General features: G+C 72.7%; 20 protein-coding genes, 1 tRNA gene and 1 pseudogene. 11 read left to right on the top strand and 11 right to left on the bottom strand.

Annotated elements, in window-relative coordinates; all coding sequences use genetic code 11:
- Positions 1-120: pseudogene (locus LDL48_RS45270) on the top strand (IS30 family transposase); the annotation flags it as partial.
- A 721-nt stretch (positions 121-841) separates the two neighbouring features.
- On the opposite strand, the gene selD reads toward LDL48_RS45270, so the two are convergent.
- On the bottom strand, positions 842-1,852 hold the full coding sequence (gene selD / locus LDL48_RS36820; protein WP_225259780.1) for a selenide, water dikinase SelD: 1,011 nt from the start codon (positions 1,850-1,852) through the stop codon (positions 842-844).
- A 39-nt stretch (positions 1,853-1,891) separates the two neighbouring features.
- Here selD and LDL48_RS36815 point away from each other — a divergent pair.
- A tRNA-Sec gene (locus LDL48_RS36815) sits at positions 1,892-1,985 on the top strand.
- Positions 1,986-1,996: 11 nt separating this feature from the next.
- Here the strand turns inward: LDL48_RS36815 and LDL48_RS36810 are convergent.
- Positions 1,997-2,443: a nuclear transport factor 2 family protein gene (locus LDL48_RS36810; protein ID WP_225259779.1), complete on the bottom strand. Its 447-nt coding sequence runs from the start codon at positions 2,441-2,443 to the stop codon at positions 1,997-1,999.
- Positions 2,444-2,501: 58 nt separating this feature from the next.
- Here LDL48_RS36810 and selA point away from each other — a divergent pair, with 58 nt between their 5' ends.
- The 3 genes from selA (at position 2,502) to LDL48_RS36795 (ending at position 7,037) form a co-directional block, all read left to right on the top strand.
- Positions 2,502-3,809 (top strand): L-seryl-tRNA(Sec) selenium transferase, encoded by a 1,308-nt coding sequence (gene selA, locus LDL48_RS36805; RefSeq protein ID WP_225259778.1) that lies wholly within the window; start codon positions 2,502-2,504, stop codon positions 3,807-3,809.
- A gap of 1 nt (position 3,810) precedes the next feature.
- Positions 3,811-5,556, top strand: coding sequence for a selenocysteine-specific translation elongation factor (gene selB, locus LDL48_RS36800; RefSeq protein WP_225259777.1), 1,746 nt, complete (start codon positions 3,811-3,813; stop codon positions 5,554-5,556).
- 212 nt (positions 5,557-5,768) lie between these two features.
- Positions 5,769-7,037: a BtrH N-terminal domain-containing protein gene (locus LDL48_RS36795; protein ID WP_225259776.1), complete on the top strand. Its 1,269-nt coding sequence runs from the start codon at positions 5,769-5,771 to the stop codon at positions 7,035-7,037.
- On the opposite strand, the gene LDL48_RS36790 is transcribed toward LDL48_RS36795, so the two are convergent.
- Both LDL48_RS36790 and LDL48_RS36785 read right to left on the bottom strand, forming a co-directional pair.
- The gene (locus LDL48_RS36790) at positions 7,025-8,314 is read right to left on the bottom strand and encodes an ArsB/NhaD family transporter (RefSeq protein ID WP_225259775.1); all 1,290 of its coding nucleotides are present in this window, start codon (positions 8,312-8,314) and stop codon (positions 7,025-7,027) included. The two genes, LDL48_RS36795 and LDL48_RS36790, sit on opposite strands and share 13 nt — an antisense overlap.
- A gap of 43 nt (positions 8,315-8,357) precedes the next feature.
- Positions 8,358-9,995, bottom strand: a complete 1,638-nt coding sequence (locus tag LDL48_RS36785) for a potassium/proton antiporter (protein ID WP_225259774.1) — start codon at positions 9,993-9,995, stop codon at positions 8,358-8,360.
- A gap of 234 nt (positions 9,996-10,229) precedes the next feature.
- Here LDL48_RS36785 and LDL48_RS36780 point away from each other — a divergent pair, with 234 nt between their 5' ends.
- Together LDL48_RS36780 and LDL48_RS36775 are read left to right on the top strand one after the other, a co-directional pair.
- Positions 10,230-11,180 carry a sensor histidine kinase gene (locus tag LDL48_RS36780; protein WP_225259773.1) on the top strand — a complete coding sequence of 317 codons (951 nt, stop codon included), beginning with the start codon at positions 10,230-10,232 and terminating at the stop codon, positions 11,178-11,180.
- 2 nt (positions 11,181-11,182) lie between these two features.
- A complete protein-coding gene (locus LDL48_RS36775) occupies positions 11,183-11,839 on the top strand; it encodes a response regulator (RefSeq protein WP_225259772.1) in 657 nt (218 codons plus the stop codon).
- Positions 11,840-11,866: 27 nt separating this feature from the next.
- On the opposite strand, the gene LDL48_RS36770 is transcribed toward LDL48_RS36775, so the two are convergent.
- Both LDL48_RS36770 and LDL48_RS36765 read right to left on the bottom strand, forming a co-directional pair.
- Positions 11,867-12,532: an SAM-dependent methyltransferase gene (locus LDL48_RS36770; protein WP_225259771.1), complete on the bottom strand. Its 666-nt coding sequence runs from the start codon at positions 12,530-12,532 to the stop codon at positions 11,867-11,869.
- 64 nt (positions 12,533-12,596) lie between these two features.
- Positions 12,597-14,000: an APC family permease gene (locus LDL48_RS36765; protein WP_225259770.1), complete on the bottom strand. Its 1,404-nt coding sequence runs from the start codon at positions 13,998-14,000 to the stop codon at positions 12,597-12,599.
- A 151-nt stretch (positions 14,001-14,151) separates the two neighbouring features.
- Between LDL48_RS36765 and LDL48_RS36760 the strand changes: the two genes are divergently transcribed.
- Positions 14,152-14,571: a universal stress protein gene (locus LDL48_RS36760; protein ID WP_225259769.1), complete on the top strand. Its 420-nt coding sequence runs from the start codon at positions 14,152-14,154 to the stop codon at positions 14,569-14,571.
- On the opposite strand, the gene LDL48_RS36755 is transcribed toward LDL48_RS36760, so the two are convergent.
- On the bottom strand, positions 14,546-15,910 hold the full coding sequence (locus LDL48_RS36755; RefSeq protein ID WP_225259768.1) for an AI-2E family transporter: 1,365 nt from the start codon (positions 15,908-15,910) through the stop codon (positions 14,546-14,548). The two genes, LDL48_RS36760 and LDL48_RS36755, sit on opposite strands and share 26 nt — an antisense overlap.
- A gap of 111 nt (positions 15,911-16,021) precedes the next feature.
- Positions 16,022-17,242 carry a PP2C family protein-serine/threonine phosphatase gene (locus tag LDL48_RS36750; protein WP_225259767.1) on the bottom strand — a complete coding sequence of 407 codons (1,221 nt, stop codon included), beginning with the start codon at positions 17,240-17,242 and terminating at the stop codon, positions 16,022-16,024.
- 178 nt (positions 17,243-17,420) lie between these two features.
- Between LDL48_RS36750 and ctaD the strand changes: the two genes are divergently transcribed.
- The 3 genes from ctaD to LDL48_RS36735 all read left to right on the top strand — a co-directional run bounded on the left by ctaD (position 17,421) and on the right by LDL48_RS36735 (position 20,708).
- Positions 17,421-19,163, top strand: a complete 1,743-nt coding sequence (gene ctaD, locus LDL48_RS36745) for an aa3-type cytochrome oxidase subunit I (protein ID WP_225259766.1) — start codon at positions 17,421-17,423, stop codon at positions 19,161-19,163.
- Positions 19,164-19,371: 208 nt separating this feature from the next.
- Complete coding sequence (locus tag LDL48_RS36740) at positions 19,372-20,241, top strand: UbiA family prenyltransferase (RefSeq protein ID WP_225259765.1); 870 nt, start codon at positions 19,372-19,374, stop codon at positions 20,239-20,241.
- Between the two features lie 32 nt (positions 20,242-20,273).
- Complete coding sequence (locus LDL48_RS36735; protein ID WP_225259764.1) at positions 20,274-20,708, top strand: CBS domain-containing protein; 435 nt, start codon at positions 20,274-20,276, stop codon at positions 20,706-20,708.
- Here LDL48_RS36735 and LDL48_RS36730 read toward each other — a convergent pair.
- The 3 genes from LDL48_RS36730 to LDL48_RS36720 all read right to left on the bottom strand — a co-directional run bounded on the left by LDL48_RS36730 (position 20,705) and on the right by LDL48_RS36720 (position 24,502).
- A complete protein-coding gene (locus LDL48_RS36730) occupies positions 20,705-21,970 on the bottom strand; it encodes an RNA polymerase sigma factor (protein ID WP_372472274.1) in 1,266 nt (421 codons plus the stop codon). The genes LDL48_RS36735 and LDL48_RS36730 overlap by 4 nt on opposite strands.
- 252 nt (positions 21,971-22,222) lie before the next feature.
- Entirely contained in the window at positions 22,223-22,555 is a 333-nt protein-coding gene (locus LDL48_RS36725; protein ID WP_372472273.1) for a YciI family protein, read from the bottom strand.
- A gap of 186 nt (positions 22,556-22,741) precedes the next feature.
- Positions 22,742-24,502, bottom strand: coding sequence for a glycoside hydrolase family 6 protein (locus LDL48_RS36720; RefSeq protein WP_225259762.1), 1,761 nt, complete (start codon positions 24,500-24,502; stop codon positions 22,742-22,744).
- Positions 24,503-25,278: the final 776 nt, after the last annotated feature.

Raw genomic sequence — 25,278 nt, 5'->3', positions numbered from 1 at the left:
GACCAGGCCGGGCTCGACCACGTCGCCGACGAACTCAACGGAAGACCCCGCATGACCTTGGGCTGGGCCAACCCAGCTGCAAAAATGGCTGAGCTAGTCGGTGTTGCAACCACCAGTTGAGTTCGCCCATAGGGGCGGTGCGGCTCCAAGATTCGTGTGGGCCTCCAAGATCTGTGCAGGGTTCGGTCAAGCGGTGACAGTGTTGGCTTCGAGGAGCTCCGGAGCTGGGCGGACGGTTGCTGCGCGGCATGGGGCCGCTCGTACCCTCGTGCCCGGTCACCGTCCATGAGCAACCGCGCCTTCGCTACCCCGGAGATCTTGTGGACTTCGGGTCGTATCGACCACAGCTGCACGACTTCAACCCGCACGCCGGCCACAGACGGCCAAGTGCCCCTTTTGCGCATTTCCACCGCGCATCCTGCGCCGCTCCCGGCCACGGTGTGGAGCAGCGGCGCGCTGGGTGCCGCGACTCCACGCAGCCCATGTTGCCCGAGGGCAGCGTGCGGAGTTACGGCGCGCTGGGTGCCGGGAAACCACACGCGACGTCACCCGAACCCGGCGAACAGAGAAACGGCACGCTCGTCCACCTCCTAGCAATCGGGCAGATCTTGGAGGGGAGAGCAGATCTTGGAGGCGGGTTGCCCTCATGGGGGCCATTTCGCTCCAAGAATCGCCTCGCCTCCAGGACGGTCACCCATTTGGACCGGATTCGACGGAGACTCCAAGATCTGCCGAGTCGCCGGTGTCGCCACGCGGGCGTATCGGGAGATATCGGGAAGCGGGGCCTGTCCTTGCTCGTACCGACGACGCGGAGCCGACGAGACGTCCACCTCCAAGGGGGTCAGCGGATGAGGAGGGTGTGGCCGTCGGGGTGGGGTGGTAGGAGCTCGCCGATGACGGGGTAGCCGGGGACCTCGCCGGCCACCAGCAGGCCGCCGGAGGTCTGGGCGTCGGCCAGCAGCAGCAGTTCGTCCTCCGGCACGCCCCCGGTGTCGGCGTGCGGGCGTACCCAGTCCAGGTTGCGCCGGGTGCCGCCGCTGACGTAGCCGTCCGCCAGCGCCTGCCGGGCGCCGTCCAGGTACGGCACCGCGGCGGCGTCGACGCGGGCCGTCACGCCGCTGGCCCGGGCCAGCTTGTGCAGGTGGCCGAGCAGCCCGAAGCCGGTCACGTCGGTGGCGCACACCGCGCCGGCGGCGAGCGCGGCCTCGGACGCCGCCCGGTTCAGCTCGGTCATGGCGGCGACCGCCTGCGGGAGCGTCTCGCCGGTCGCCTTGTGCCGGCTGTTCAGGACGCCGATGCCCAGCGGCTTGGTCAGCGTCAACGGCAGGCCGGCCAGTCCGGCGTCGTTGCGCATCAGCCGGTCCGGGTCGGCGATGCCGGTGACCGCCATGCCGTACTTGGGTTCCGGGTCGTCCACGCTGTGCCCGCCGGCCACGTGGCAGCCCGCCTCCCGGGCGACGGTCAGGCCGCCCCGCAGCACCTCCGCCGCCAGGTCCATCGGGAGCAGGTCGCGCGGCCAGGCCAGCAGGTTGACCGCGACGACCGGGGTGCCGCCCATCGCGTACACGTCGGACAGCGCGTTGGCCGCCGCGATCCGCCCCCAGTCGAAGGCGTCGTCCACCACCGGGGTGAAGAAGTCGGCCGTGGCGACCACCGCCGTGCCGGCCGCGATCCGCACCACGGCGGCGTCGTCGCCGTCGTCCAGGCCGACGATCAGCTCACCCGGTCCGCGCGGGGCCGTCTCGCCGACCAGGCCGGCCACCACCGATTCCAACTCGCCGGGCGGGATTTTGCAGGCGCAGCCGCCGCCGTGGGCGTACCCGGTCAGCCGTCGTTGCTCCGTCGTCGTCATCCTCGAACTGTAGGCACGGCAGGGCCTAAGGTGGTCGGCGGAGGCGTTCAGGTGGCTGGTGCCCCTCCCGGTCTTCAACACCGGTGTGGCCCGGTATCCGGGCCGGGCGGGTTCGATTCCCGTCCGCCTCCGCTCACGCGCCGCTCAGGCGCCCAGGTACTCCTTGAGCATGTCGCCCCAGCCGGCCTGGATCATGCTCTTGAACCGCCACTGGCCGCCGGTCTTCGCCATCACGTCGACGTAGCGCATGTACCGGGTCCGGCCGTCCGCGGTCACCGTCGAGTCCGTCACCACCACGGCGAGGTCGCTGTTCAGGAAGACCGGCCGGCGCTCGTTGTCGATCCGCGTCGACGGGTCGGCGCCCATGCCCATCGCCTGGAGGAAGGTCTCCCGGTCCCACTCCTGGGTGACGCACTCGCCCGCGGAGTCGTTCGTCATCACCACCAGCGGGAAGAGCGCCATGTCGGCCATCGCCGCGGTGTCGTTGCGGCGCACGTGGTCGTCGTAGCGGGCGAACCAGGCCAGCAGGGTCTCCGTGTCGTCGGCGGTGGGGGCGAAGTGGGTGGCGGTGAACGGGCTCTGGTCGGTCATGGGGTGGAGAGTACTCCGTATGGTGCACGGAGTTCAAGCGAGCGCCTATGCTGGTGCGGTGGAACAGGTCTCGGTGGATCCGCGGCGGCGGGTGCCCCGTACCGATGCGGTGTTGAGCGATCCCCGCCTGCGTGCCGCCGCCGACCGGCTCGGGCGGGCCACCGTCAAGGCCGCGGTGGTGGTCGCGCAGGAGCGGGCGCGGGCCGGTGACCTGGCACCCGGCGCCGTGGCCGACGCCGCGGTCGCCGCGCTGCCGCCGACCGCCGGCGGACTGCGCCCGGTGCTGAACGCCACCGGCGTGGTGCTGCACACCAACCTGGGCCGGGCGGCGCTGTCGCCGGCCGCCCGCGACGCGGTCGCCGCGGCCGGCGGGCACACCGACGTGGAGCTGGACCTGGGCACCGGGCGCCGGGCCCGCCGGGGGCGTGGCGCGCTGGCCGCGCTGGCCGCCGCGGTATCCGGCGCCGGCGACGTGCACGTGGTCAACAACGGCGCGGCGGCACTGGTGCTCACCGCCACCGCGCTGGCCGCCGGCCGGGAGATCGTGGTGAGCCGCGGCGAACTGGTCGAGATCGGGGACGGGTTCCGGCTGCCCGACCTGCTGGTCTCCACCGGCGCGCGGCTGCGCGAGGTGGGCACCACGAACCGCACCTCGCCGGCCGACTACGCCGCCGCCGTGGGCCCGGACACCGGTTTCGTGCTCAAGGTGCACCCGTCGAACTTCGTGGTCCGCGGATTCACCAGCGCGGTGGAGATCGGGCAGCTCACCGGGCTTGGCGTGCCGGTGGTCGCGGACATCGGCTCGGGGCTGCTGGCGCCGGATCCGCTGCTGCCGGACGAGCCGGACGCGGCCGGCACGCTGCGCGCCGGCGCCGACCTGGTCATCGCGAGCGGGGACAAGCTGCTCGGCGGGCCGCAGGCGGGGCTGCTGCTGGGCGGCGCGGCCCTGATCGAGCGCCTGCGCCGGCATCCGCTGGCCCGGGCCCTGCGGGTGGACAAGCTGACCCTGGCCGCGCTGCAGGCCACGCTCACCGGGCCGCCGACGCCCACCTGGCAGGCGCTGCGGGCCGACCCGGACGCGCTGCGGGACCGTACCGAACGGCTCCGCGCGACGATCGCCGCGGCCGGCGTCGATGTCGCGCTGGTCGCCTCCGGCGCGGTGGTGGGTGGTGGCGGCGCGCCGGAACTGGAGCTGCCGTCGTGGGCACTGTCCCTGCCGGAGGGGTACGCGGCCCCGCTGCGCACCGGCGCCACCGCCGTGGTGGGCCGGGTGGAACGCGGCCGGCTGCTGCTCGACCTGCGGTGTGTGCCGGCCGACGCGGACGCCGCGGTGACCGCCGCCGTGCTGGCCGTGGCCGGCCGCTGACGTGCACGTCCTCGCCACCGCCGGGCACGTCGACCACGGCAAGTCGACGCTGGTCCGCGCGCTGACCGGGATGGAACCCGACCGGTGGGCCGAGGAACGCCGCCGCGGGATGACCATCGACCTCGGGTTCGCCTGGACCACGCTGCCGTCCGGCGCCACCGTGGCGTTCGTCGACGTGCCGGGGCACGAGCGGTTCGTGCCGAACATGCTGGCCGGGGCCGGGCCGGTGCCGGCCGCGGTGATCGTGGTCGCCGCGGACGAGGGCTGGATGCCGCAGTCCGCCGAGCACCTGGCGGCGCTGCACGCGCTGGACGTCCGGCACGGCCTGCTGGTGGTCACCCGCGCGGACCTGGCCGACCCGGCCGCCGCGTCCGGCCGGGCCCGGCGGGAGATCGCCGCCAGCTCGCTCGGCGAGGTGGAGTCGGTGGCGGTCAGCGCGGTCACCGGCGCCGGCCTGGACGACCTGCGCGCCGCCCTGGACCGCCTGGTCGCCCGGCTGCCGGCACCCGACGACCAGGCACCGGTACGGCTGTGGATCGACCGCTCGTTCACCATCCGGGGCGCCGGCACCGTGGTCACCGGCACGCTCGGCGGCGGCCGGCTGCGCACCGGCGACGAGCTGGAACTGACCGGCACCGACCGCCCGGTGCGGGTACGCGGCCTGCAGAGCCTGGGCGAGCCGGTGCCGGACGTGCGCGCGGTGGCCCGGGTGGCGGTCAACCTGCGCGGCATCGACCGGGACACCGTCGGGCGCGGCGCGGCGCTGCTCACCCCGGGCCGGTTCCGGCGCACCGACCTGATCGACGTCCGGGTGCACGGCGACCCGGTGGCCGACCTGCCCGCGACCGTGATGCTGCACGCCGGGTCGGCCGCCGTACCGGTCCGGGTGCGCCCGCTCGGCACCGACACCGCCCGGCTGCGACTGGACCGCCCGCTGCCGTTGCGGATCGGCGACCGTGCGCTGCTGCGCGACCCCGGACGCCACCACGTCGCCGGCGGCGTCACCGTGCTCGACGTGGTCCCGCCCGGCCTCGGCCGCCGGGGTGCCGCCGCCGAACGCGCGGCCCGGCTGGACACCATGGACGGCGTACCCGATCTGGCCGGTGAGCTGCGCCGCCGCCTGCTGGTGCGGCGCGACGAGCTGGACCGGATGGGGGTGCCGCCGGGCGGCGAGCCGGTCGCCGGGCCGTGGTACGCCGACCCGGACCACTGGGCGGCGCTGGGCGAACGCCTGACCGCGGAGGTGGCCCGGCACGCCGCCGAGCACCCGCTGGAACCCGGGGTCCCGGTGGACGCGCTCCGGCGCCGGCTCGAGCTGCCGGACCGGGCGCTGGTCGAGGCGCTGGTCCGGCCGCCGCTGCTCCTCCGGTCCGGCCGGGTGTCGGCGGGCGCGCCGTCGGTGCCGGCGGACCTGGTCGCCGCCGTGGAACGCGCGTTCGCCGGGCTGGGCCCGTTCGCCGCGCCCGAGGTGCACCGGCTGGCCGAACTGGGTCTGGGCGCCCGCCAGCTGGGCGCGGCGGTCCGGGCCGGACTGGTGGTCCAGCTGGCCGGGAACGTGGTGCTGCCGGCCGGCGCGCCACAACGGGCGGTGACGGTGCTGGCCGGGTTGCCGCAGCCGTTCACGCTCAGCGAGGCCCGGCAGGCGCTGCAGACCAGCCGCCGGGTGGCGGTGCCGCTGCTGGAGCTGCTGGACCGCACCGGCGCGACCCGCCGCCTGCCGGACGACCGCCGCACCGTCCCGGCGTAGGCGGTTCTCGACTCGGGGCGGGGGAGGCGATACCGTGGCGGTCGGCACGCTCCCGTGCCGCACCTCCTCCCGGGCGCCCACGCCGCCCGGCCCGCGGAGGCAAAGGGGTGTCCGGCCTCGGGAGAGCGACCGTCCTTCGCTGAACGCACCGACGGTTGCGCGCAACGCCGCCGCGTGGGGAGCCGGCGTGTGCGCGACCGGACAGGGCAGCGATGACGGAACAGAAGCATCTCAAGGCGCGCATCCGGGCCCGGATGGCCCGGACCGGCGAACGGTACGCCGCGGCGCGCCGGCACGTGGTGGGCGACGCCGAACGGCCCGCCAGCGACTCCGGCTGGACCCTGCGGGGCGGGCTGCACCCGGAAACCGCCGCGGTGGCGCACCTCCTCGCGGACCGCGGCGTGGAGCTGTCCGAGGCGATGGTCCTCGGTCTCGGCGGCGGTCTCGGCGCCGGATACATCCTGTGGGAGTTCGCCGCGCACGACACCACTCACCTGACGCTGGGGTTCCGGAACCGGTGGAACTACCTGGACTGGACGGACCGGACGCTGGACCGGCTGGGCGTCCGGTACCGGGTGCACACCACGGCCGGCGCGAAGGGTGCGGCCGCCGAGCTGGCGGCGGTCCTGGCGGCCGGCGAGCGGGCGCTGGTCGTCCCGGACCGGTACCTGGTCGGCTACTGGCACCTGCCGGCGCACCTGGAGGCGCACGGCGGGCATCCGGTGGTCGCGTACGCGGCGACCGGCGCCGGGGTACGGATCGACGACCGCAACACCCGGCCGCTCACGGTGGCCGCCGACGCGCTGGACCGGGCCCGGGCGCGGGTGAGTTCGTACCGGAACCGGCTGGTCGTGGTGGCCGACGCGAGCCCGCCGGAGAAACTCGCCGACCTGGTCCGCGCGGCGGTCCGGGACGGCGCCGACCATCTGGGCGGCACGTCCGCGTCGTTCGCGCTGCCGGCCTGGCGGAAGTGGGCCAGGTTGTGCACCGACCGGCGGAACGCCAAGGGGTGGCCGACGGTCTTCGCGGACGGGCGCGGTCTGGCCACCGCGCTGCTGACCGTGTGGGAGGCGGTCGAGCCGGTCGGCATGAGCGGAGGCCACCTGCGCGACCTGTACGCGGAGTTCCTCGACGAGGTGACGCCGCTGCTCGGCGAGCGGGCGGCCGCGGCGGCCGAGGCGTTCCGGGCGGCCGGGCGGCGGTGGCACGCCTTCGCCGAGGCGGCGCTGCCGGCCGACGTGCCGGAGTACGCGCGGTTGCGGGAACTCACCGCGGCGGTCGCCGCGGGCGTGGCGCTCGGCGACGACGGGGCGGCCGCCCGCGCCGAGGCGGCCGGGGAGCTGTGGCGGCGGCGGGCCGAGCTGGACCGGCGGCCGCCGGTGGCGCCGGACTTCGGGGTGCTGGCCGAGCATCTGTTCGCGGTCCACGCGGCGGAGCAGGAGGCGGTGGCGCTGCTGCGCACGGTGCCTCAGGTGAAGTAGCGCAGCCAGACGTACACCCAGGCCACCGCGGTGGTGAGCAACGTGGTGACGATGCCGTACCGGGTGAACTGCCAGAAGCTGATCGGTGTGCCGTGCCGGGCGGCGATGCCCAGCACGACGATGTTCGCGCTCGCCGCCACCGCGGTGCCGTTGCCGCTGAAGTCGGCGCCGAGCGCGAACGCCCACCACAGCGCCTGACCGGTGGCCGGGTCCGGCGCCTGCGCCACGATGGACTCCACGATCGGCGCCATCGTCGCGGTGTACGGGATGTTGTCGAAGAACGCACCACCCACCGCGGAGCCGAACAGCAGCGTGGTCGCGGCACCGAGGTAGCCGTCGCCGACCGTCTCCACCGCCCACCTGCCGAGTGCCTCGATCACCCCGGTCTCCACCAGCCCGCCGACCATCACGAACAGGCCCATGAAGAAGACCAGCGTGGGCCACTCCACCTCGGCCAGGTACTCGCTCGCGGTGGTCCGCGACACCAGCACCATGACGCCGGCGCCGAGCATCGCCACCACGGCCGGCTCGATGTGCAGCACCGAGTGCAGCGCGAACGCCGCGATCACCAGGCCGAGCACCAGCAGGCACCGGCGCAGCAGGTCGGGCCGGGTGATGAAGGACCGCTCGTCCAGCGCCATGATCTCGTCGACCCGTTCCGGATGGAACTCGAAGGTGCGCCGGAACATCGGCCACGCGGCGAGCGCGAACACCGCCAGCGTGAGCATCGCGATCGGGGCCATGTGGATGAGGAAGTCGTTGAAGCTGAGGTTCGCGCGGCTGCCGATGATGATGTTCGGCGGATCGCCGATCAGCGTGGCGGCGCCGCCGATGTTCGACGCCAGGACCTCGGCGATCAGGTACGGCACCGGGGAGAACCCGAGCCGCGCGCACATCAGGATGGTCACCGGCGCCACCAGCATCACCGTGGTGACGTTGTCCAGGAACGCGGACACGATGCCGGTGCTGAGGATCAACAACACCAGCATCCGGTACGGCCGCCCGCCGGAGCGTTTCACCACCCAGATCGCCAGGAACTCGAAGACCCCGGTCAGTTTCACCACGCTGACGATGATCATCATGCCGAGCAGCAGGAAGATCACGTTCCAGTCGATGCCGGCGTGCTCGGAGAAGAAGATGTGCTCGCCCGGCACGATCCGCAACGCCGCCAGCAGGCCCGCGGCGACCAGGACGATCGCGACGCGGTTGAACCGTTCCGTGGCGATGAGGAAGAACGCGACGCCGAAGACGGCGCACGCGACGATCGCCGCGGTCACGAGTCCTCGTCCGGCCGGCCGGGCCGCGTCCCGCGTTCGGGCCTCATGACGCGATCCCGACCGGGTCGGGGCTCGCCTCGCGCGAGCCGTGGATACGGTCGCCGGTGGTCTCCGGCGGCGGGGCCGGCGGCTCCGGCGCGGCCGGGGCCGCGGCCCGCCGGGTGGGGCGCCGTCGTGGTGGCGGGTCCGGATTGCCGGTCTCCCCGTGCCAGCCGGCCAGCCGTCCGGCCCGGCCCACCGCGCGCAGCCGCCGTTCGGCCGCCTCCCGGGTGTGCTGCGTGGCGATCAACAGCAACTCGTCGCCGGCCCGCAGGTAGGTGTCCCGGTCCGGGACGAACGCGGCACCGTCCCGGACGATCAGCGTGATCGCGGCCGGCGCCGGGAGCCGCAACTCGAAGATCGCCACCCGGTGCAGGCGGGACCCGGCCGGGATCGAGATGGTGAGCAGGTCCGCACCCAGCACGTCGAGCGGCGCGGTCTCCACCTGGATCTCGCGCAGCGCGTCGGTCCGGACCAGGCCGAGCCGGCGGGCCACGTACGGCAGCGTCGGGCCCTGCACCAGCGTGAAGATGACGACCAGCACGAACACGATGTGCAACAGGTCCCGGCTGCCGGACACGCCGGCGACGATCGGGAACGTGGCCAGGACGACCGGCACCGCGCCGCGCAGCCCGGCCCAGGAGATGAACGCCTGCTCCCGCCACGGCATCCGGAACGGCAACAGGCACAGCAGCACCGAAACCGGCCTCGCCAGGAACAACAGCACCAGGCCGACGACCAGGGCGGGCAGTACCGCGGCGGGCAGGTCGCTCGGGTCCACCAGGAGGCCGAGCATGACGAACAGGCCGATCTGGGCGAGCCAGCCGGAACCCTCGGCGAACGAGTTGATCGCCGCCCGGTGCGGCAGTTCGGCGTTGCCCAGCACCATGCCGGCCAGATACGCCGCGATGATGCCGCTGGCGTTGACCGAGCCGGCGGCGGCGAACGCGATGATGCCCCAGGCGAACGTGGCCAGCGGGTACAGGCCGATGGCGGGCAGCGCCACCCGGCGCAGCGTGATCGACCCGAGCCATCCCACGAGGAGTCCGCTGCCCGCTCCCACGACCAGCTGGTACCCCATGTCGCCGAGGACGGCGCCGGGACTCGGCAGGTCGGCGACCGCGGTGGTGAACACCAGCACCAGGATGATGGTCGGCGCGTCGTTGAAGCCGGACTCCGCCTCGACCAGGCCGGTGACCTTGCGCGGCAGCGGCAGCGCGCGCAGCACCGCGAACACCGCCGCGGCGTCCGTGGAGGACACGATCGCGCCGAGCAACAGCGCCAGTTGCCAGTCCAGACCGAGCAGCAGATGCGCCCCGGCGGCGGTCACCACGACCGAGATGGCCACCCCCGCGGTGGCCAGGATGCCGGACGGCACCAGCAGCCGTTTGACGTCGCTCCAGCGTGTGGTGAGTCCGCCTTCGACCAGGATGACGGCCAGGGCGGCGGTACCCAGCGTCTGCGCGAGTTGCGCGTCGTCGAAGTGCAGGCCCAGGACGTCCTCACCGAGGATCACGCCCACGGCGAGGAACAGCAGCAGACTGGGTAGTCCGAGCCGGCTGGCGAAACGTGCGCCGGCGATGCTGGCCAGCAACGCGACGCCACCGACCAGGGCCACCAGGTACAGCTGCCCGAGACTCATCGCCTCGGTCCTGGCGGCGCGACCGGGGCCGGGACCGGCACCGGCCGGCGGGACCGGGACAGCATGCGGGCTCGCGTGATCATCATGCTTCCAGCGTGCCGAACCGGAGGGTGGCGCATCATCGGTGCTGACCCCCATATCGTCGGTGGGTGTGGGGGTCAGCCCGGATGGACGGCCGGCGCCGTCCCGCCCACCATGGAGATCTGCCGCCGAGGACCCCGGAGGTCACCGCTCGTGTCGCTGTTCTGGCGGATCTTCACGCTGAACGCGGCGGTCCTGGTCGCCGCCGCGATCCTGCTGCTGCTCGGCCCGGTGACGGTCTCCACCCCGGTGCTGCTGACCGAGGCGGTGGTGCTCAGCGTCGGCCTGGTCGCCATGCTGGTCGCCAATGCGGTACTGCTGCGCATCGGACTGGACCCGCTTGCCCGCCTCACCCGTACCATGAGCACCATTGATCTGCTCCGTCCCGGGCACCGCCTCGCGGTCACCGGCCGTGCCGGGATCGCCGACCTGATCCGGACGTTCAACGCGATGCTCGACCGGCTGGAGCGGGAACGTGCCGCCAGCGCGGCGCGGGCGCTCTCCGCGCAGGAGGCGGAACGCCACCGGATCGCCCAGGAACTGCACGACGAGATCGGCCAGACGCTCACCGCGGTACTGCTCGAACTCAACCGGGTGGCCGGCCACGCCCCGCCGCCGATCCGCGCGGAGCTGCACCAGGTGCAGGAGACCACCCGGAACAGCCTGGACGAGATCCGTCGCATCGCCCGCCGGTTGCGCCCCGGCGTCCTGGAGGAACTGGGCCTGGTCAGTGCGCTCAAGGCGCTCGCGGCCGAGTTCTCCACGGCCGGCTTCACCGTGCACCGCACGCTCGACAGCGACCTGACCGGGCTGGGCCGGGACGTGGAACTGGTCCTGTACCGGGTCGCCCAGGAGGGACTCACCAACGTGGCCCGGCACGCCCGGGCGCGCACGGTGGAGCTGGCGCTGGCCCGCACGGCCGACGGCATCGATCTGCGGATCCGCGACGACGGTGCCGGACTCGGTGACGCCGCGGAGGGCGCCGGCATCCGGGGAATGCGGGAACGCGCCCTGCTCGTCGGCGCCGACCTGTCCCTCGGCCCGGCGCGCGGCGGCGGCACCGAGGTCCGGCTGCGGGTGCCCGTGCCGAGCCGGAACGGATGACCATGCCGACCGGACCCACCCGCATCCTGCTGGCCGACGACCATGCGCTGGTCCGGCGCGGCGTCCGCCTGATCCTGGAGGGTGAACCCGACCTGACGGTGGTGGCCGAGGCGGCGGACGGCGCCGAAGCCGTCGAGCAGGCCCGAACGGAACGGCCCGATCTGGCCATCCTGGACATCGCCATGCCCCGCCTCACCGGCCTGCAGGCCGCCCGCGAACTCACCCGCAATCAGCCCGGCCTGCGGATCCTGTTCCTCACCATGTACGACAACGAGCAGTACTTCTTCGAGGCCCTGCGGGTCGGCGCGGCCGGGTACGTCCTCAAATCGGTGGCCGACCGCGACCTGGTGGAGGCGTGCCGGGCGGCGATGCGGGACGAGCCGTTCCTCTACCCCGGCGCGGAGACCGAGTTGATGCGTACCTACCTCCAGCGGGCCCGGGAGGGCGACCCGCCACCGGCGCGGGCGATCACCGACCGCGAGGAGGAGGTGCTCAAGTTGGTCGCCGAGGGACACTCCACGAAGGAGATCGCCGAGCTGTTGTTCATCAGCGTCAAGACGGTGGAACGGCACCGGTCCAACATTCTGCAGAAGCTGGGGCTGCGGGACCGGCTGGAGCTGACCCGGTACGCGATCCGGGTCGGCCTGATCGAGCCGTGACCGGGCCGCAGCCGGACCCGGCGGCGGTCAGAGCGGCTTGCGGGCCACCCCGGCGTACTCCCCGCCGGGGCCGCTGTCGGGAGTGTCCGGGCGCCACTGGGCGCAGGTCACCACGCCCGGTTCGAGGAGCCGCCAGCCGGTGAAGAGCGCGGCGATGCCGTCCGGGTCGCGGGTGGTCCCGGCGGCGCCGGTGTGCCACCGCTCGGCCGCGCGGCCGGCCGCGGACTCCGGGGCCGGGTGCGAGACGACCAGGTGGCTGCCGGGCGCGACGGCCGTGGAGAGCATCTCGAGCAGCCGGCGCGCGTCGGCGTCGTCGGGCAGCGCGGTGAGCGTGCCGCGTAGCAGGACGGCGACCGGCCGGGAGAAGTCGATGGTCCGCCCGGCCGCGTCGAGGATGGTGTCGGTGTCCCGGATCGCCTGGAACGCCCGCGCGTGCACCAGCACCATCGGGTTGTGGTCCACAGAGAACACCCGGGCGTCGGTGACGTTCGCCGGCCCCGGCTCGTCGCCGTCGGACCGTTCGGCGCCGATGTCGAGGAACTGGCGGATGCCCGCCTGCCCGACCAGATGGCGTACCGCGCGGGCGAGGAACTCGCCGCTGGTGGGCGCCGACTCCGGGAGGAACGCGAGGACCTGCTCGGCCGCCTCCCGGTCCGCGTGGTCCTCGTCGTGCGCGGAGACCTCGGACGTCACATGCACCCCCCGTGGAAGAACCGCCGGCCCGGCCGGCGGCGGCACCGACCCTAGCCGACGGCCGTCACTTGGGCAGCTTGGTCGGATCGATCGTGGTGTCCTCGTGCAACACATACCGGTTGACCGCGTAGGTGACGGCCCACAGGGCCACGCCGATGATCAGCAGGACGCCGCCCACCCGGTAGTCCGCCGCGGCCCGCCCGGACAGCGGGCTGGCCAGATAGGCGCAGGCGACCGCGCCGATCACCGGGATGGCGGTGGGCGCGTGGAAGTGCTTGTGCTCGACGCGGTCCCGGCGCAGCACCAGCACTGCGACGTTGACCACGGTGAAGACGCAGAGCAGCAGCAGCGAGGTGGTGCCGCCGAGCGCGGTGAGGTCGGCGAACCAGATCAGCGCGAACGCGATCACGGTGGTGAAGACGATGCCGACCCAGGGGGTACGCCGGCTCCGGTGCAGCCGGCCCAGCACCCGCGGCAGCACCCGCTCGTTCGCCATGCCGTACAGCAGCCGGCTGGCCATCAGCATGTTGATCAGCGCGGAGTTGGCCACCGCGAACATGGTGATGAACGCGAAGACCCAGAGCGGGAACGCGGACGCGCCGGCCTCGACGACCTTGAGCAGCGGCGCGTCGCCCTCGCCGAGGTCGGCGGGGGAGACCAGCGCGACCGAGGAGATCGAGACGAGGACGTAGATGACGCCGGTGACGCACAGGCCGAGGAGCATCACCTTCGGGAAGATGCGGACCGGGTCCTTGGTCTCCTCCGCCATGTTCACCGAGTCCTCGAAGCCCACCATGGCGAAGAACGCCAGCGCGGTCGCCGCGGTCACCGCGAAGAACGGACTGTCGCCCTCGGCCGTGTTGAACTCGGTCAGCCGGGACAGGTCGCCCTCGCCGCCGCCGATCGCCCACGCCCCGATGCAGATGACGATCAGCAGGCCGGTCAGTTCGACGCAGGTGAGCAGCACGTTGAGCTTGACGCTCTCGCCGACGCCGCGGAAGTTCACCAGCCCGATCAGCGTCATGAACGCCAGCGCCACCGCGGTCAGGCCGATGCCGTCGCCGAGCGACAGGTCGAACGCCTCGCCGAAGTTCTCCGCGAACGCCTTGGACGCGCTGGACGCCGAGGTGAGGCCGGAGCACATCACCGCGAACGTGACCAGGAAGGTGAGGAAGTGGATGCCGAACGCCTTGTGCGTGTACAACGCCGCGCCGGCCGCCCGGGGATACTTCGTGACCAGCTCCAGGTAGCTGAACGCGGTCAGCAGCGCCACCACGAACGCGCACAGGAACGGCAGCCACACCGCGCCGCCGACCTCGGCGGCGACCCGGCCGGTGAGTGCGTACACCCCGGTGCCGAGGATGTCGCCCACCACGAACAGCAGCAGCAGGCCCGGCCCCATCACCCGTTTGAGAGTGGGCTCGCCCGCCTCGGTCGTTCCTTCGTCGCGTGTTCCCGTATCCGCCATGGCCGAACACCTCCGACGCTCGCGTCCCGAGGCTCACGGTAGGGGATCAGCGGCCCGCGCGCCCGCCGAGCGCGCGGAGCGCGTGCGCGCCGTCGCCAACGCGGGCACCATGAGCGGGACGACATCGCGTGCGGCGACCCCGGAGGACGACATGCATATCGTGCTAGCTGCCAACCCCGAAGTGGACCAGCCGTGGGTGGCGGACGCCGTCATCGACCTCGCCCGGCAGACCGGCGCCACGGTGGCCACGGTCGCGGTGGACGAGATGGAACTGGAACGGTTCGCCCCGGTGCCGCGCAGTGTCTACGCCGAACGGGCCGAGCAGGCGGCGTCCGCGGCCGCGCAGCGCCTGACCGACGCCGGCATCGTCACCACCTCGACCGTGCTTCCCGGCAAGCCGTTGCAGCGCATCATGGAGTTCGCCGAGGCGGAGAAGGCCGACCTGATCGTGGTCGGGTCCAGCGCCAAGCCGGCGGTGGCGCAGCGGCTGCTGGGCAGCGTGCCGCTGGAGCTGATCCGGAAGTCGAAGCGGCCGGTCCTGGTGGTCACCCACCCGCACCGGGCCGGCTGACCGCGACGTCCGGCTCGGTCGAGGTCTCTGGTGGCGGGGGCGCGTCCGGGTCACCCCGCTCGTCCGCCCGCTCGGTGGTCTCCTCGGCGGCGGCCCGGTCGTCGTCGGTGGGGCGGGTCCCCGGCGGGGTGCGGTCCGGTGTCGGCTCGCCCTCCGGATGGCTGGTCAGGTAGCGGATCGCGGTGTTGAGCACGGCCAGCACGGGCACCGCGATGAGCCCACCGACGATGCCGGCGACGATGAGGCCGGTCGCGATGGCCAGGATGACCGCCAGCGGGTGCAGCGACACCGCGCGGCCCATGATGAGCGGCTGCAGGATGTGGCCCTCCAACTGCTGGACGGCGATCACCACGGCCAGGATGATCAGCGCGCTGACCGGGCCCTCGGCGACGAGGGCGACCAGGACCGCGACCGCGCCGGTCACGGTGGCGCCGATGACCGGGATGAACGCGCCGAGGAACACCAGCGCGGCGAGTGGCAGCGCCAGCGGGATCCCCAGGACGGCCAGCCCGATGCCGATGCCGACCGCGTCCACGAACGCGACCAGCACGGTGGCGTGCACGTAGGACACCAGGGTGTGCCAGGAGTAGTGCCCGGCGCGGGCGGTCGGTACCCGGGCCTCGCGGGGCAGCAGCCGGCACAGGAAGGACCAGATCTGGCTGCCGTCGCGCAGGAAGAAGAACAGCGTGAAAAGCACCAGGAAGAAGCCGGTCAACACCTCGCCCACGGTGGTGGCGGTGCTCAGCGCGCCGGAGGTCAGCATGCCCTGGTTCTCGGTGATCGACTGGCGGGCGCGTTCCAGGAAGTCGCTGAGCTGACTCTGGGTCAGGTGCAGCGGCCCGCGGGCGAGCCAGTCCTGCACCTCCTGGATGCCCTCGGACACCTGGGTCGACAGGTTGCCGAACTCGGCGATGAAGGTCCGCACGATCAGGCCCAGCCCGCCGAAGACCAGCACCAGCGCGGCCAGCACCACCAGCCCGGCGGAGATCGACCGGTTCAGCCCGCGCCGCCGCAGGAACTCCGCGAACGGCTGGAACAGCGCCGCGAGGAGCAGCGCCACCGCCACCGGGATGAGCACCACGCGCAGCAGCGAGACCAGTCGCACCAGCAGGTAGGCCGCGGCGACCAGCAGGATGAAGCGCAGCGCCCACGCCCCGGCCACCCGGACCGCGCGGGGCAGGCCGTCGTCCGCGGACGGCGGCCGCTCCACCAGGACGACCGGTGCGGCCGTCTCCGCACCCAGTTCCGGGCCGGCGGTGAACGGCGGTGGTGTCCGGTCCTGGCGGGCGGCGGCGAGCCGGGCGCGCGCCCGCTGCCGGGCGGTGTTGACCCACGTCATGAGAACTCCTCGGCGATCGCCCGGCGTCGCATGCGTGCCGCCGGGCATGGTCGGCGAAATGCCCGGTGCGCCGTTCGGTAAACCCGGCCGGCGTCCGATCGTCACCCAGCGTCAGGAAAGCGGGCCGAGCACGCCGAGCGCCATCACCGCGACGTCGTCGTCGATCGCGCCGAGCCCGCCGAGCAGACCGGCGCACGCGTCCACCGCTGCGGCCGCCGTGGCCGGGGCCAGCCCCCGGGCGAACTCCAGCAGCGCCTCGCTGCCGTAGCGCGGTCCGCCCGGCGTGAGCCGCGCCTCGGTGAGGCCGTCGCTGTACAGCAGCAGCGTGTCGCCCGGCGCCAGCGGCACCGTCCGGGTGACCAGCCGGGGCTCGGCGACGATGCCGATCAGGGTGCCGCCGATGGTGTCCTGGTAGGCGACCGCGCCGTCCGCGCCGATCAGCAGCGGTGGCGGGTGACCGCCCGAGGCGATCGTCGCGGTGTAGCCGGGCCCGTCCGGCACCAGGACGCCGAACGTCACGGTGCAGTGCCGGTGGGAGCGGCTGCGGTACTCCTGGAACAGCACGGAGTTGAGGTTCTGCAGTACGGCGGCGGGGTCCGGGTCGTACACCGCGGCGGCCCGCAACGTGTACCGGGCGGCGGCGGTCACGGCCGCGGCGTCCACGCCCTTGCCGCACACGTCACCGAGGAAGAAACCCCAGCGCCCGCCGGCCAGCGGGAACAGGTCGTAGAAGTCGCCGCCCACCTCGTCCGGCGAGGCCATGTGGTAATACCCGGCGGTGGCCATGCCGGGCGGCACCGGCAGCGCGGCCGGCAGCAGGCTGCGCTGCAGGTCGGACACCAGCCGGCGGAGGTGTTCCCGCTCCCGCTCGGCGTCCCGGCGGGCGCGCAGCAGCTCCTGCTCGTACGCGCGGCGTTCGCGGGCGTCGAAGACGGTGGTGCGGATCAGCATCGGCTGCCCGTCGCTGCCGGTCTTGACCACGGCACTGATCAACACGGGCAGGCGGGAGCCGTCCGCCGCACGCAGGTCCAGCGCGATGCCGCTGACCTCGCCCTGCATCCGCAGCAACGGCGCGAGGTGCGTCTCGTGGTACAGCTGGCCGCCGACGGTGAGCAGGTCGACGAAGCGCCGCCGGCCGACCAGTTCCTCCCGGGTGTACCCGAGCCAGGTCAGCAGCGTGGCGTTGACCTTCGCGATGGTGCCGTCGAGCAGCGTGGACAGGTTGCCGCTCGGCGCGTCGTCGTACAACTCCTCGATGTCGTCCTCCAGCAGCGCCGGGAAGGCCGCGCCCGGCAGACCGGAACGCGGTTTGGGCGGCTCACTCATCGACATGCGGCCAGGTCTTGCCCGGGGCTGAGAAGGTGCGGGAGCATCGTCACGGGGCGGTTACCGTCCGCCGTGTCGATGTTGTCGCTCCCCGACCACATGACCATGCTGCCATCTTCGCATCGCGACCGGCCCGGTGGAACGCGCGTGATCACCGGACACGCCACAAGGTCAGGAGACTGCCATGACCGCTGTCAGTCCTCGCCCGGTCGTCACCCGGCCATGGCCGGTCCGGCGGCAGGTGCGCGGCTCGGCGTTCGCCCGGATGCTGCGCACCACGGACGCGAAGCAGATCGGGATCATGTACATGACCACGGCCTTCGCGTTCTTCCTGATCGGCGGGCTGATGGCCCTGCTGATGCGCGCCGAGCTGGCCCGGTCCGGCATGCAGTTCCTGTCGCCGGAGCAGTACAACCAGCTGTTCACCATGCACGGCACGATCATGCTGCTGTTCTTCGCGACGCCGATCGTGTTCGCGTTCGCCAACTTCGTGGTCCCGATCCAGATCGGCGCGCCCGACGTGTCGTTCCCCCGGCTGAACTCGTTCGCCTACTGGCTGTACCTGTTCGGCGGGACGATCGCGGTGAGCGGGTTCTTCGTCCCGGGCGGCGCCGCCGACTTCGGCTGGACCGCGTACACCCCGCTGAGCACCGCCATGCACTCGCCCGGCGTCGGCGGCAACATGTGGGTGGTCGGGCTGGCGCTGTCCGGCCTGGGGACCATCCTCGGCGGGGTCAACATGATCACCACGATCCTGACCCTGCGCGCCCCCGGCATGACGATGTTCCGGATGCCGATCTTCACCTGGAACATCCTGCTCACCAGCCTGCTCGTCATCCTGGTGTTCCCGTTCCTGGCCGCCGCGCTGTTCGCGCTCGCCGCCGACCGCATCCTCGGCGCCCACGTGTACGACCCGGCGACCAACGGCCCGATGCTCTGGCAGCACCTGTTCTGGTTCTTCGGACACCCCGAGGTGTACGTGGTGGCGCTGCCGTTCTTCGGCATCATCACCGAGGTCATCCCGGTGTTCAGCCGCAAGCCGGTGTTCGGTTACAAGGGCCTGGTCGCCGCGACGCTGCTGATCTCGGGCCTGTCGATGAGCGTGTGGGCGCACCACATGTTCGCCACCGGCCAGGTGCTGCTGCCGTTCTTCAGCTTTCTGAGCTTCCTGATCGCCATCCCGACCGGAATGAAGTTCTTCGTCTGGATCGGCACCATGTGGCGCGGCCAGATCAGCTTCGAGACCCCGATGATGTTCGCCCTGGGCTTCCTGGTCACGTTCCTGCTCGGCGGGCTGACCGGGGTGCTGCTGGCCAGCCCGCCGGTCGACTTCCACGTGCACGACAGCTACTTCGTGGTGGCCCACTTCCACTACGTGCTGTTCGGCACGATCGTGTTCGCGGTGTTCGCCGGCATCTACTTCTGGTTCCCGAAGATGTTCGGCCGGATGCTCGACGACCGCCTCGGCAAGGTGCACTTCTGGCTCACCTTCGTCGGCTTCCACGTCACCTTCCTGGTCCAGCACTGGCTGGGCGGGGAGGGCATGCCCCGGCGGTACGCCGACTACCTGCCGGAGGACGGCTTCACGGTGCTCAATACGGTGTCCACGCTCGGCTCGTTCGTGCTGGGCGCGGCCACGCTGCCGTTCCTCTACAACGTGTGGAAGTCGTACCGGGTCGGCCAGCTGGTGACCGTGGACGACCCGTGGGGTCACGGCAACTCGCTGGAGTGGGCGACGTCCAGCCCGCCGCCGCTGCGCAACTTCGACCGGATGCCGCGGATCCGCTCCGAACGCCCCGCGTTCGACGCGAAGTTCCCGGAACTCGCGGCCGGCGCACAGTCGGTCTCCGGCCCGCCCGAGGGTGGCGCCAAGCCGCTCACCGAGGAGTCGTCCGGCGGCGCCACGTACCCGGAGGACCGTTCCTGATCCGGCGCCGGCTCCCTCGCTGGGGGGAGCCGGTTGGCTCCGCCGGGGGAGGCAGCGCCGCGGCCCGTTCCCTAGCGTCGAGGGCATGGCACAACCCTTGCTCACCGCTCAGGCGCGTGGCCGGATCGGGACCGGCGGACCGCCCGCGCCCGTCGCACCAGGCCGAGGTGGCCGTCCCCGGAACGGGGGGTGGTCGCGCGCCTGGGCGGTGACCAGGCTCAGCCGGCCCTGGTTCTGGCCGCTCGGCTGGGGCGGGGCGTACCTCGGGTCGGTCCTGGCCACCCGCACCTGGCTGCCGCCCGCCGGGACCCGGGCCGAATCGCTGGCCGCGCTGCTCGTGCTCGGTCCTCTGGTGTGGACCGCGGTGCTGGCCGTCAACGACCGGCACGACCTGCCCAGCGACCGCCGCAACCCGCGCAAGGCCACGGCGCCGCTGGTCAGCGGCGCCCTCACGGTCGCAGACCTGACCCGGTGGTACGCCGGCAGCGTGCTCGCCGCCCTCGCGGTCGCGGCGATGGCCGGGCCGGCGTTCCTCACCGGCACCGCGCTGGTGCTCCTGCTCGGCCACCTGTACAGCGCGCCGCCGGTCCGGCTCAAGGCCCGCCCGGGCGCCGACGTGGCGGTCAACGCGCTGGTCGTCGGGGTGCTGGGCCCGCTCGCCGGCTGGTCGCTGCACCGGCCGGTCGGCGCGTACCCGCTGGTCCTGGCGGTGCTCGGGCTGCTGCTGGCCGCCGCCCTCTACCTGCCCACCACCGTGCTGGACGCGGACGCCGACCGGTTCGCCGGCGACGCCACGTCCGCGGTCCGCTGGCGGCCGGTCACCTGCTACCGGGCCGGGCTGCTGCTCTGGACCTCGGCCACCGCGCTCTGGCTGGTCTGCTGCCACCTCGGCATGCTGGTGGAACGCGACTCCTGGTGGCTGCAGACCGCCACCGCACCGGCCCTGATCCTGGGGTACGCGGCGGGCACCCGCCGCCCCACGATCGCCCGGATGGCGGTGATCGTGGTGGCCTTCGCCGTACCGGCCGGAGACTTCCTCCTTGCCTGCGTCACGGTGCCGGTTTCCGTCCTACCCTGAGTACCTCGGTCGGCACGAGATCTGGAGGCACCATGCGCATCAGCGACGTACTCCGAGCCAAGGGCGATCAGGTCGTGACGGTGGCCCCGGACACCGACGTGGCCCGGCTGCTGGCCGTCCTGGCCGAGCACCGGATCGGCGCCGTGGTGGTCTCCCGGGACGGCGCGGCCGTGGACGGGATCGTCAGCGAGCGGGACATCGTCCGGGCGCTGGCCACCCGGGGCGCCGCGGTGCTGGCCGAGCCGGTTGCCGCCATCCTCACCGCCGAGGTGCGGACGATCTCACCGGACGCGTCGCTTGCCGAAGCCGAGCGGATGATGACCGAGCGGCGCTTCCGGCACGTGCCGGTGGTGGTGGACGGCCGGCTGAGCGGGATCGTGAGCATCGGCGACGTGGTGAAGAAGCGGATCGACGAACTCGAGGACGAACGCTCCACCCTGACCGGCTACATCACCGGCGAACGCTAACCACCCACGGAGTCCAGCCGGCGGCGCAGGTGCGCGCGTTCCGGCTCCGTGCCGACCAGCGCCAGCGCCTCCCGGTAGGCGGTCGCCGCCTCGCCGTTGCGGCCGAGACGGCGGAGCAGGTCCGCCCGGGTCGCCGGATAAAGGTGGTACCCGCGCAGCCGCGGCTCCCCGGCCAGCGCGTCGAGCAGCGCCAGCCCCGCCTCCGGCCCGTCGCGCATGGCTACCGCGGCGGCCCGGTTCAGCGCCACCACCGGCGACGGCGCCAGCGTCAGCAGCACGTCGTACAGCGCCACGATCTGCGGCCAGTCCGTGCCCGCCAGGTCGGCCGCCTCGTCGTGCAGAGCGGCGATCGCGGCCTGCAGCCCGTACGGTCCGGGCGGGCCGCCGGTCAGCGCGGTCACCACCAGGGCGCACCCCTCGTCGATCAGTGCCCGGTCCCATCGGTTCCGGTCCTGATCCTCCAGCAGCACCACGTCGCCGCCCGGTCCGGTCCGGGCGTCGCGGCGCGCGTGTACCAGCAGCATGAGCGCGAGCAGGCCGGCCACCTCCCGTTCCGCGGGCAGCAGCCGGCGCAGGATGCGGGCCAGCCGGATCGCCTCGTCGGCGAGGTCCAGCCGCTGCAGGTCGGGGCCGGAACTGGCCGCGTACCCCTCGGTGAAGACGGAGTAGATCACCTGGAGCACGCCCGGCAGGCGGCCCGGCAGTTCGTCCGGCGCCGGCACCCGGAACGGGATGCGGGCGGCGCGGATCCGCTTCTTCACCCGGACGATCCGCTGCGCCATCGTGGCCGGCGGCACCAGGAACGCCCGCGCCACCTCCCCGGTGGTGAGTCCGGCCAGGCAGCGCAGCGTCAGCGCCACCCGGTCGTCGGCGGCCAGGGCGGGATGCGCGCAGGTGAAGAACAGCGCTAGCCGCTCGTCCGGCAGGTCCCGGCCGGTGTCCGCGGCCGGGACCGGGTCGGCGCGGTCCGCCTCGGCCTGCAGGATCGCCAGCCGGGTGGCCAGCACCTGGTCGCGGCGCAGCCGGTCCACCGCGCGCCGCCGGGCGGTGGTCAGCAGCCAGGCACCCGGCCGGTCCGGCACCCCGTCCACCGGCCAGTGCACCAGCGCCGCCTCGACGGCCTCCGACGTGACCTCCTCGGCCAGGTCCAGGTCGCCGAAGCGGCGCACGAGCGAGGCCAGCAGCCGGCCACGCTCCTCCCGGAACACCGCCTCCACGGACGCCCGGACCGACGCCCCCGCACCGGCCGCTGCCTCGCTCACCAGCTCAGCCCGCCTTCATCCACCGGCTCGGCCCGCCTTCGTCCAGCGCTCGGCCTGCCTGCGTTCACCGGCTCGGCCCGCCTTCGTCCAGTGCTCGGCCTGCCTGCGTCCACTGGCTCGGCCCGCCTTCGTCCAGTGCTCAGCCTGCCTGCGTTCACCGGCTCGGCCCGCCTTCGTCCAGTGCTCAGCCTGCCTGCGTCCACCGGCTCGGCCCGCCTTCGTCCAGTGCTCAGCCCGCCTGCGTTCACCGGCTCAGCTGCCGAAGTCGGCGATCGGCCGGACCTGGACCGACGCGCCGTAGCGGGCGCCGGGGGAGCGGGCCGCCCAGTCCAGGGCCACGTCCAGGTTCGGCACGTCGATGACGTCGTACCCGCCGAGCACCTCGCGGGTCTCCGCGAACGGCCCGTCGGTCACGGTCCGCTCGCCGTCCGCACCGACCTTCACCGTGGTGCACGTGGTGAGGTCCTGCAGCGGGTGGCCGGACACCCAGATCCCGGCATCCTTCATCTCCTTGTCGAAGACCACCCACTCCTCGAAGTCGCAACCCTCTTCCGGCTCGGCCCCCTCGGCCGTCGGCGCGCTCATGAACAACAGCATGTACTTCACGGTGGACCTCCCGGTCGTCGTACGGCGGGGTCGCCGTACAGCATGACGACGAACCGGACCCGGCGGCATCGACAGCACCGCCAAAAAAGTTCGGCGGACACGCGGAAGGCCCGCGAACCGGTCGGGGGGCGACCGGCCCGCGGGCCCTGGGAGCGGGTCAGATGATCAGAGCGCGGGGTACGCGTTCGCCATCAGCTCGCGGAACTGCGCGGAGAACCACGCACCGGAGATCGGAGCGCCGTCCAGTGCACCGGACTTGCTGTTGCCGTTACGGGCGTTGCCGCCGTAGTCGGGGTCGCACATCTCGTCGAAGCCCTTGCCCTCTTCGTTCGGGATGAGCTGGCTGGAACCGTCGGACTCACCCGGCGGCTTGACCCAGACGTAGGCGTCGATGCCCGAGGCGGGGCTGGCCTTCGGCCGCTCGCCGAGGCCGGCACCGGCCTGGTTGCACCAGTTGCCGGCGTGGATCCGGCGGTCGATGCGGGACTCGTTGACGTAGGTGTCGACGGTGGTGGAGGTGCTGGCGCGGGTCGGCCGGCCGGTGCCGCCCCAACCGTTGCGGGAGGTGTCGATCAGCATGCCGATGCTGGACTGGAAGCCGTTGGAGACCAGCTCCTGCCGGAACGCCTGGGCGAAGGTCAGCTCATCGGAGTACTGGTTCCAGTCGATCCACTTCGACTGGCGGATCGACTGGCCGCCGACCGAGGTGCTGGGCTGGATGTACGGCTCCTGCAGCGCCGAGTAGTTGGCGGTGTTGGTGATGAAGCCGTGCACGTTGCTGACGTTGCCGGAGGCGCGGGCGGCCTCGAGCATGATGTCGGCGGTCGGGCCGAAGTTGCTGTCCCAGCCGATCCAGCCGTGGTGCGCGGCGTCGACGTAGTTGTAGGCGTTGGGGAGCGCGCCGAGCTTCTGCAGCGCGTACCCGACACCCTCCACGTAGCCGCGGTTCGCCAGCATCGTGTCGCAGGTCGCGGTGGCGCCGGCCTGGCTGCCGGTGTTGGTGACCAGGTTCGGCAGCGAGTCGATCTCAACGATGTTGATGATCCGCAGGTTGGCGTACTTGGCGTCGGCCTGGATCGCGGCGATCGGGTCGATGTACTGCGCCTTGTACTTGGGCAGCTCGTCCGGCTTCAGCTCACCGTTGGAGGCCAGCGCGGCGCAGTCCCGGCCGGGCAGGTTGTAGATCACCAGCTGGATGTACGCGGCACCCTGCTCGAGCGCCTCGTCCAGGTGGTCCCGCAGGCCCATCGAGCCGTTGGAGCTGCTGTTCTCGGTGCCCTCGATCGCGGCGATCCGGTCCAGCCACACGGCGGTCGGGGTGTTGGAGATCCGGCTTCCGCCCGGCTCGGCGTCGGCCTTGGCCTTCCACTCCGGGTTCACGTAGCCCTGGCCGCCCGCGTACGGGTTGTCGACCTTGCTGCCGGTCGGCGGGTTGACCGGCGGGGTGCCCGGGTCGGTCGGCGGGTTGGACGGCTCGCCGACGGTGCCGGTGCACACGGTGCCGTTCAGCGTGAACGACGCCGGGTTGGCGTTGGTGCCGGAGTAGTCGGCGTTGAAGCCGAAGCTCGCGGACGCGTTGTTGCCGAGCGAGCCACCCCACGTCGGGCTGGTCGCCGTCACGCGGGTGCCGCTCTGCGCCACCTGGGCGCTCCAGCCCTGGGTGATCCGCTGGTTGCCGGCGAAGTCCCACTCCAGCTTCCAGCCCCCGCTGATGGGGTCACCGAGGTTGGTCACCGCCACGTTCGCGGTGAACCCGTTGCTCCATTGGTTTGTCGTGTAGGTGACCCGGCAGCCGGCAGCGGCACTGGCCTGGGTCGCGGCGACGACGCCGAGACCCGTGACGAGGGCGGTGGTGGCCGCCACGGTCACGCCTCGGGTCAGCAATCGCCGTGTACCGGCGCGGGCGCGGGTGGGGTTGGGACTCATTGCAGAGTGCTCCTCGGGGGATGGGGTGGGGTGTCGCAGGTATCGACTTTCATGAGTGCGGTGGCTACGACTGAGCGTCATGTTGCCATGGGAGCGCTCCCATAGCAACAGCGTCGACATAGGATTGAAACTTTCCGGCAATTCGCAGGTCGTAGGCGGTTCGCCCGCCCGTCGGTGAGCGACCGGAGGTGACCGGAAGCCGGGTGATGGACCGGCCGGACCGGGTCCGGTGGCCGTATTGCGGGGAGTTGTGGTGCGGTAGCGCACCGTGTTTCCCGCGCCGGCCGGGCGTGCTGAATGCGTATGGAGTTGTGTCCGGCTGCGTCGCGCCATCGACAATGGTAGATGCGTTTCATGATTCGTCACGCCGGTCCCGGGTGCGACGTGGCCTGCGGGCCCTGGTTCCGCGGGCGAACACGTGGTGAGGCACGAGACGTGCCGTCTTGTCCGCCGTGCCGATCGGGCCGCTGGTTGCGTGTGGAGTTAGGGAGCGGGGTGCGCCTGAGTTCTACACACGTGGGGTGGGGGTGCTGGGGTGTGTGGGGTTGGGGTGCGGGGCGTGCCGGAATTCCGCACGGGTGGGGCGGCCTGCTGGGTGTGTGGGGTTGGGGTGCGGGGTGCGCCTGAGTTCTACACGGGCGGGGTTGGGGTGCGGGGCGTGCCGCGATTCCGCACGCGCGGGGTGGGGGTGCTGGGGTGTGTGGGGTTGGGGTGCGGAGCGTGCCGCGATTCCGCACGCGCGGGGTGGGGGTGCTGGGTGTGTGGGGTTGGGGTGC

This window comes from Jidongwangia harbinensis (assembly GCF_020216025.1).
Taxonomy (GTDB): domain Bacteria; phylum Actinomycetota; class Actinomycetes; order Mycobacteriales; family Micromonosporaceae; genus Actinoplanes; species Actinoplanes harbinensis.
Note: the sequence above shows the minus strand (reverse complement) of the source record. Positions and strands in the feature narration are given on the sequence as shown.

Coding starts and splice junctions, on each gene's coding strand:
- selD (WP_225259780.1), bottom strand. CDS start 1,852: ATGACGACGACGGAGCAACGACGGCTGACCGGGTACGCCCACGGCGGC.
- LDL48_RS36810 (WP_225259779.1), bottom strand. CDS start 2,443: ATGACCGACCAGAGCCCGTTCACCGCCACCCACTTCGCCCCCACCGCC.
- LDL48_RS36795 (WP_225259776.1), top strand. CDS start 5,769: ATGACGGAACAGAAGCATCTCAAGGCGCGCATCCGGGCCCGGATGGCC.
- LDL48_RS36785 (WP_225259774.1), bottom strand. CDS start 9,995: ATGAGTCTCGGGCAGCTGTACCTGGTGGCCCTGGTCGGTGGCGTCGCG.
- LDL48_RS36775 (WP_225259772.1), top strand. CDS start 11,183: ATGCCGACCGGACCCACCCGCATCCTGCTGGCCGACGACCATGCGCTG.
- LDL48_RS36765 (WP_225259770.1), bottom strand. CDS start 14,000: ATGGCGGATACGGGAACACGCGACGAAGGAACGACCGAGGCGGGCGAG.
- LDL48_RS36760 (WP_225259769.1), top strand. CDS start 14,152: ATGCATATCGTGCTAGCTGCCAACCCCGAAGTGGACCAGCCGTGGGTG.
- LDL48_RS36755 (WP_225259768.1), bottom strand. CDS start 15,910: ATGACGTGGGTCAACACCGCCCGGCAGCGGGCGCGCGCCCGGCTCGCC.
- LDL48_RS36750 (WP_225259767.1), bottom strand. CDS start 17,242: ATGTCGATGAGTGAGCCGCCCAAACCGCGTTCCGGTCTGCCGGGCGCG.
- ctaD (WP_225259766.1), top strand. CDS start 17,421: ATGACCGCTGTCAGTCCTCGCCCGGTCGTCACCCGGCCATGGCCGGTC.
- LDL48_RS36735 (WP_225259764.1), top strand. CDS start 20,274: ATGCGCATCAGCGACGTACTCCGAGCCAAGGGCGATCAGGTCGTGACG.
- LDL48_RS36725 (WP_372472273.1), bottom strand. CDS start 22,555: ATGAGCGCGCCGACGGCCGAGGGGGCCGAGCCGGAAGAGGGTTGCGAC.
- LDL48_RS36720 (WP_225259762.1), bottom strand. CDS start 24,502: ATGAGTCCCAACCCCACCCGCGCCCGCGCCGGTACACGGCGATTGCTG.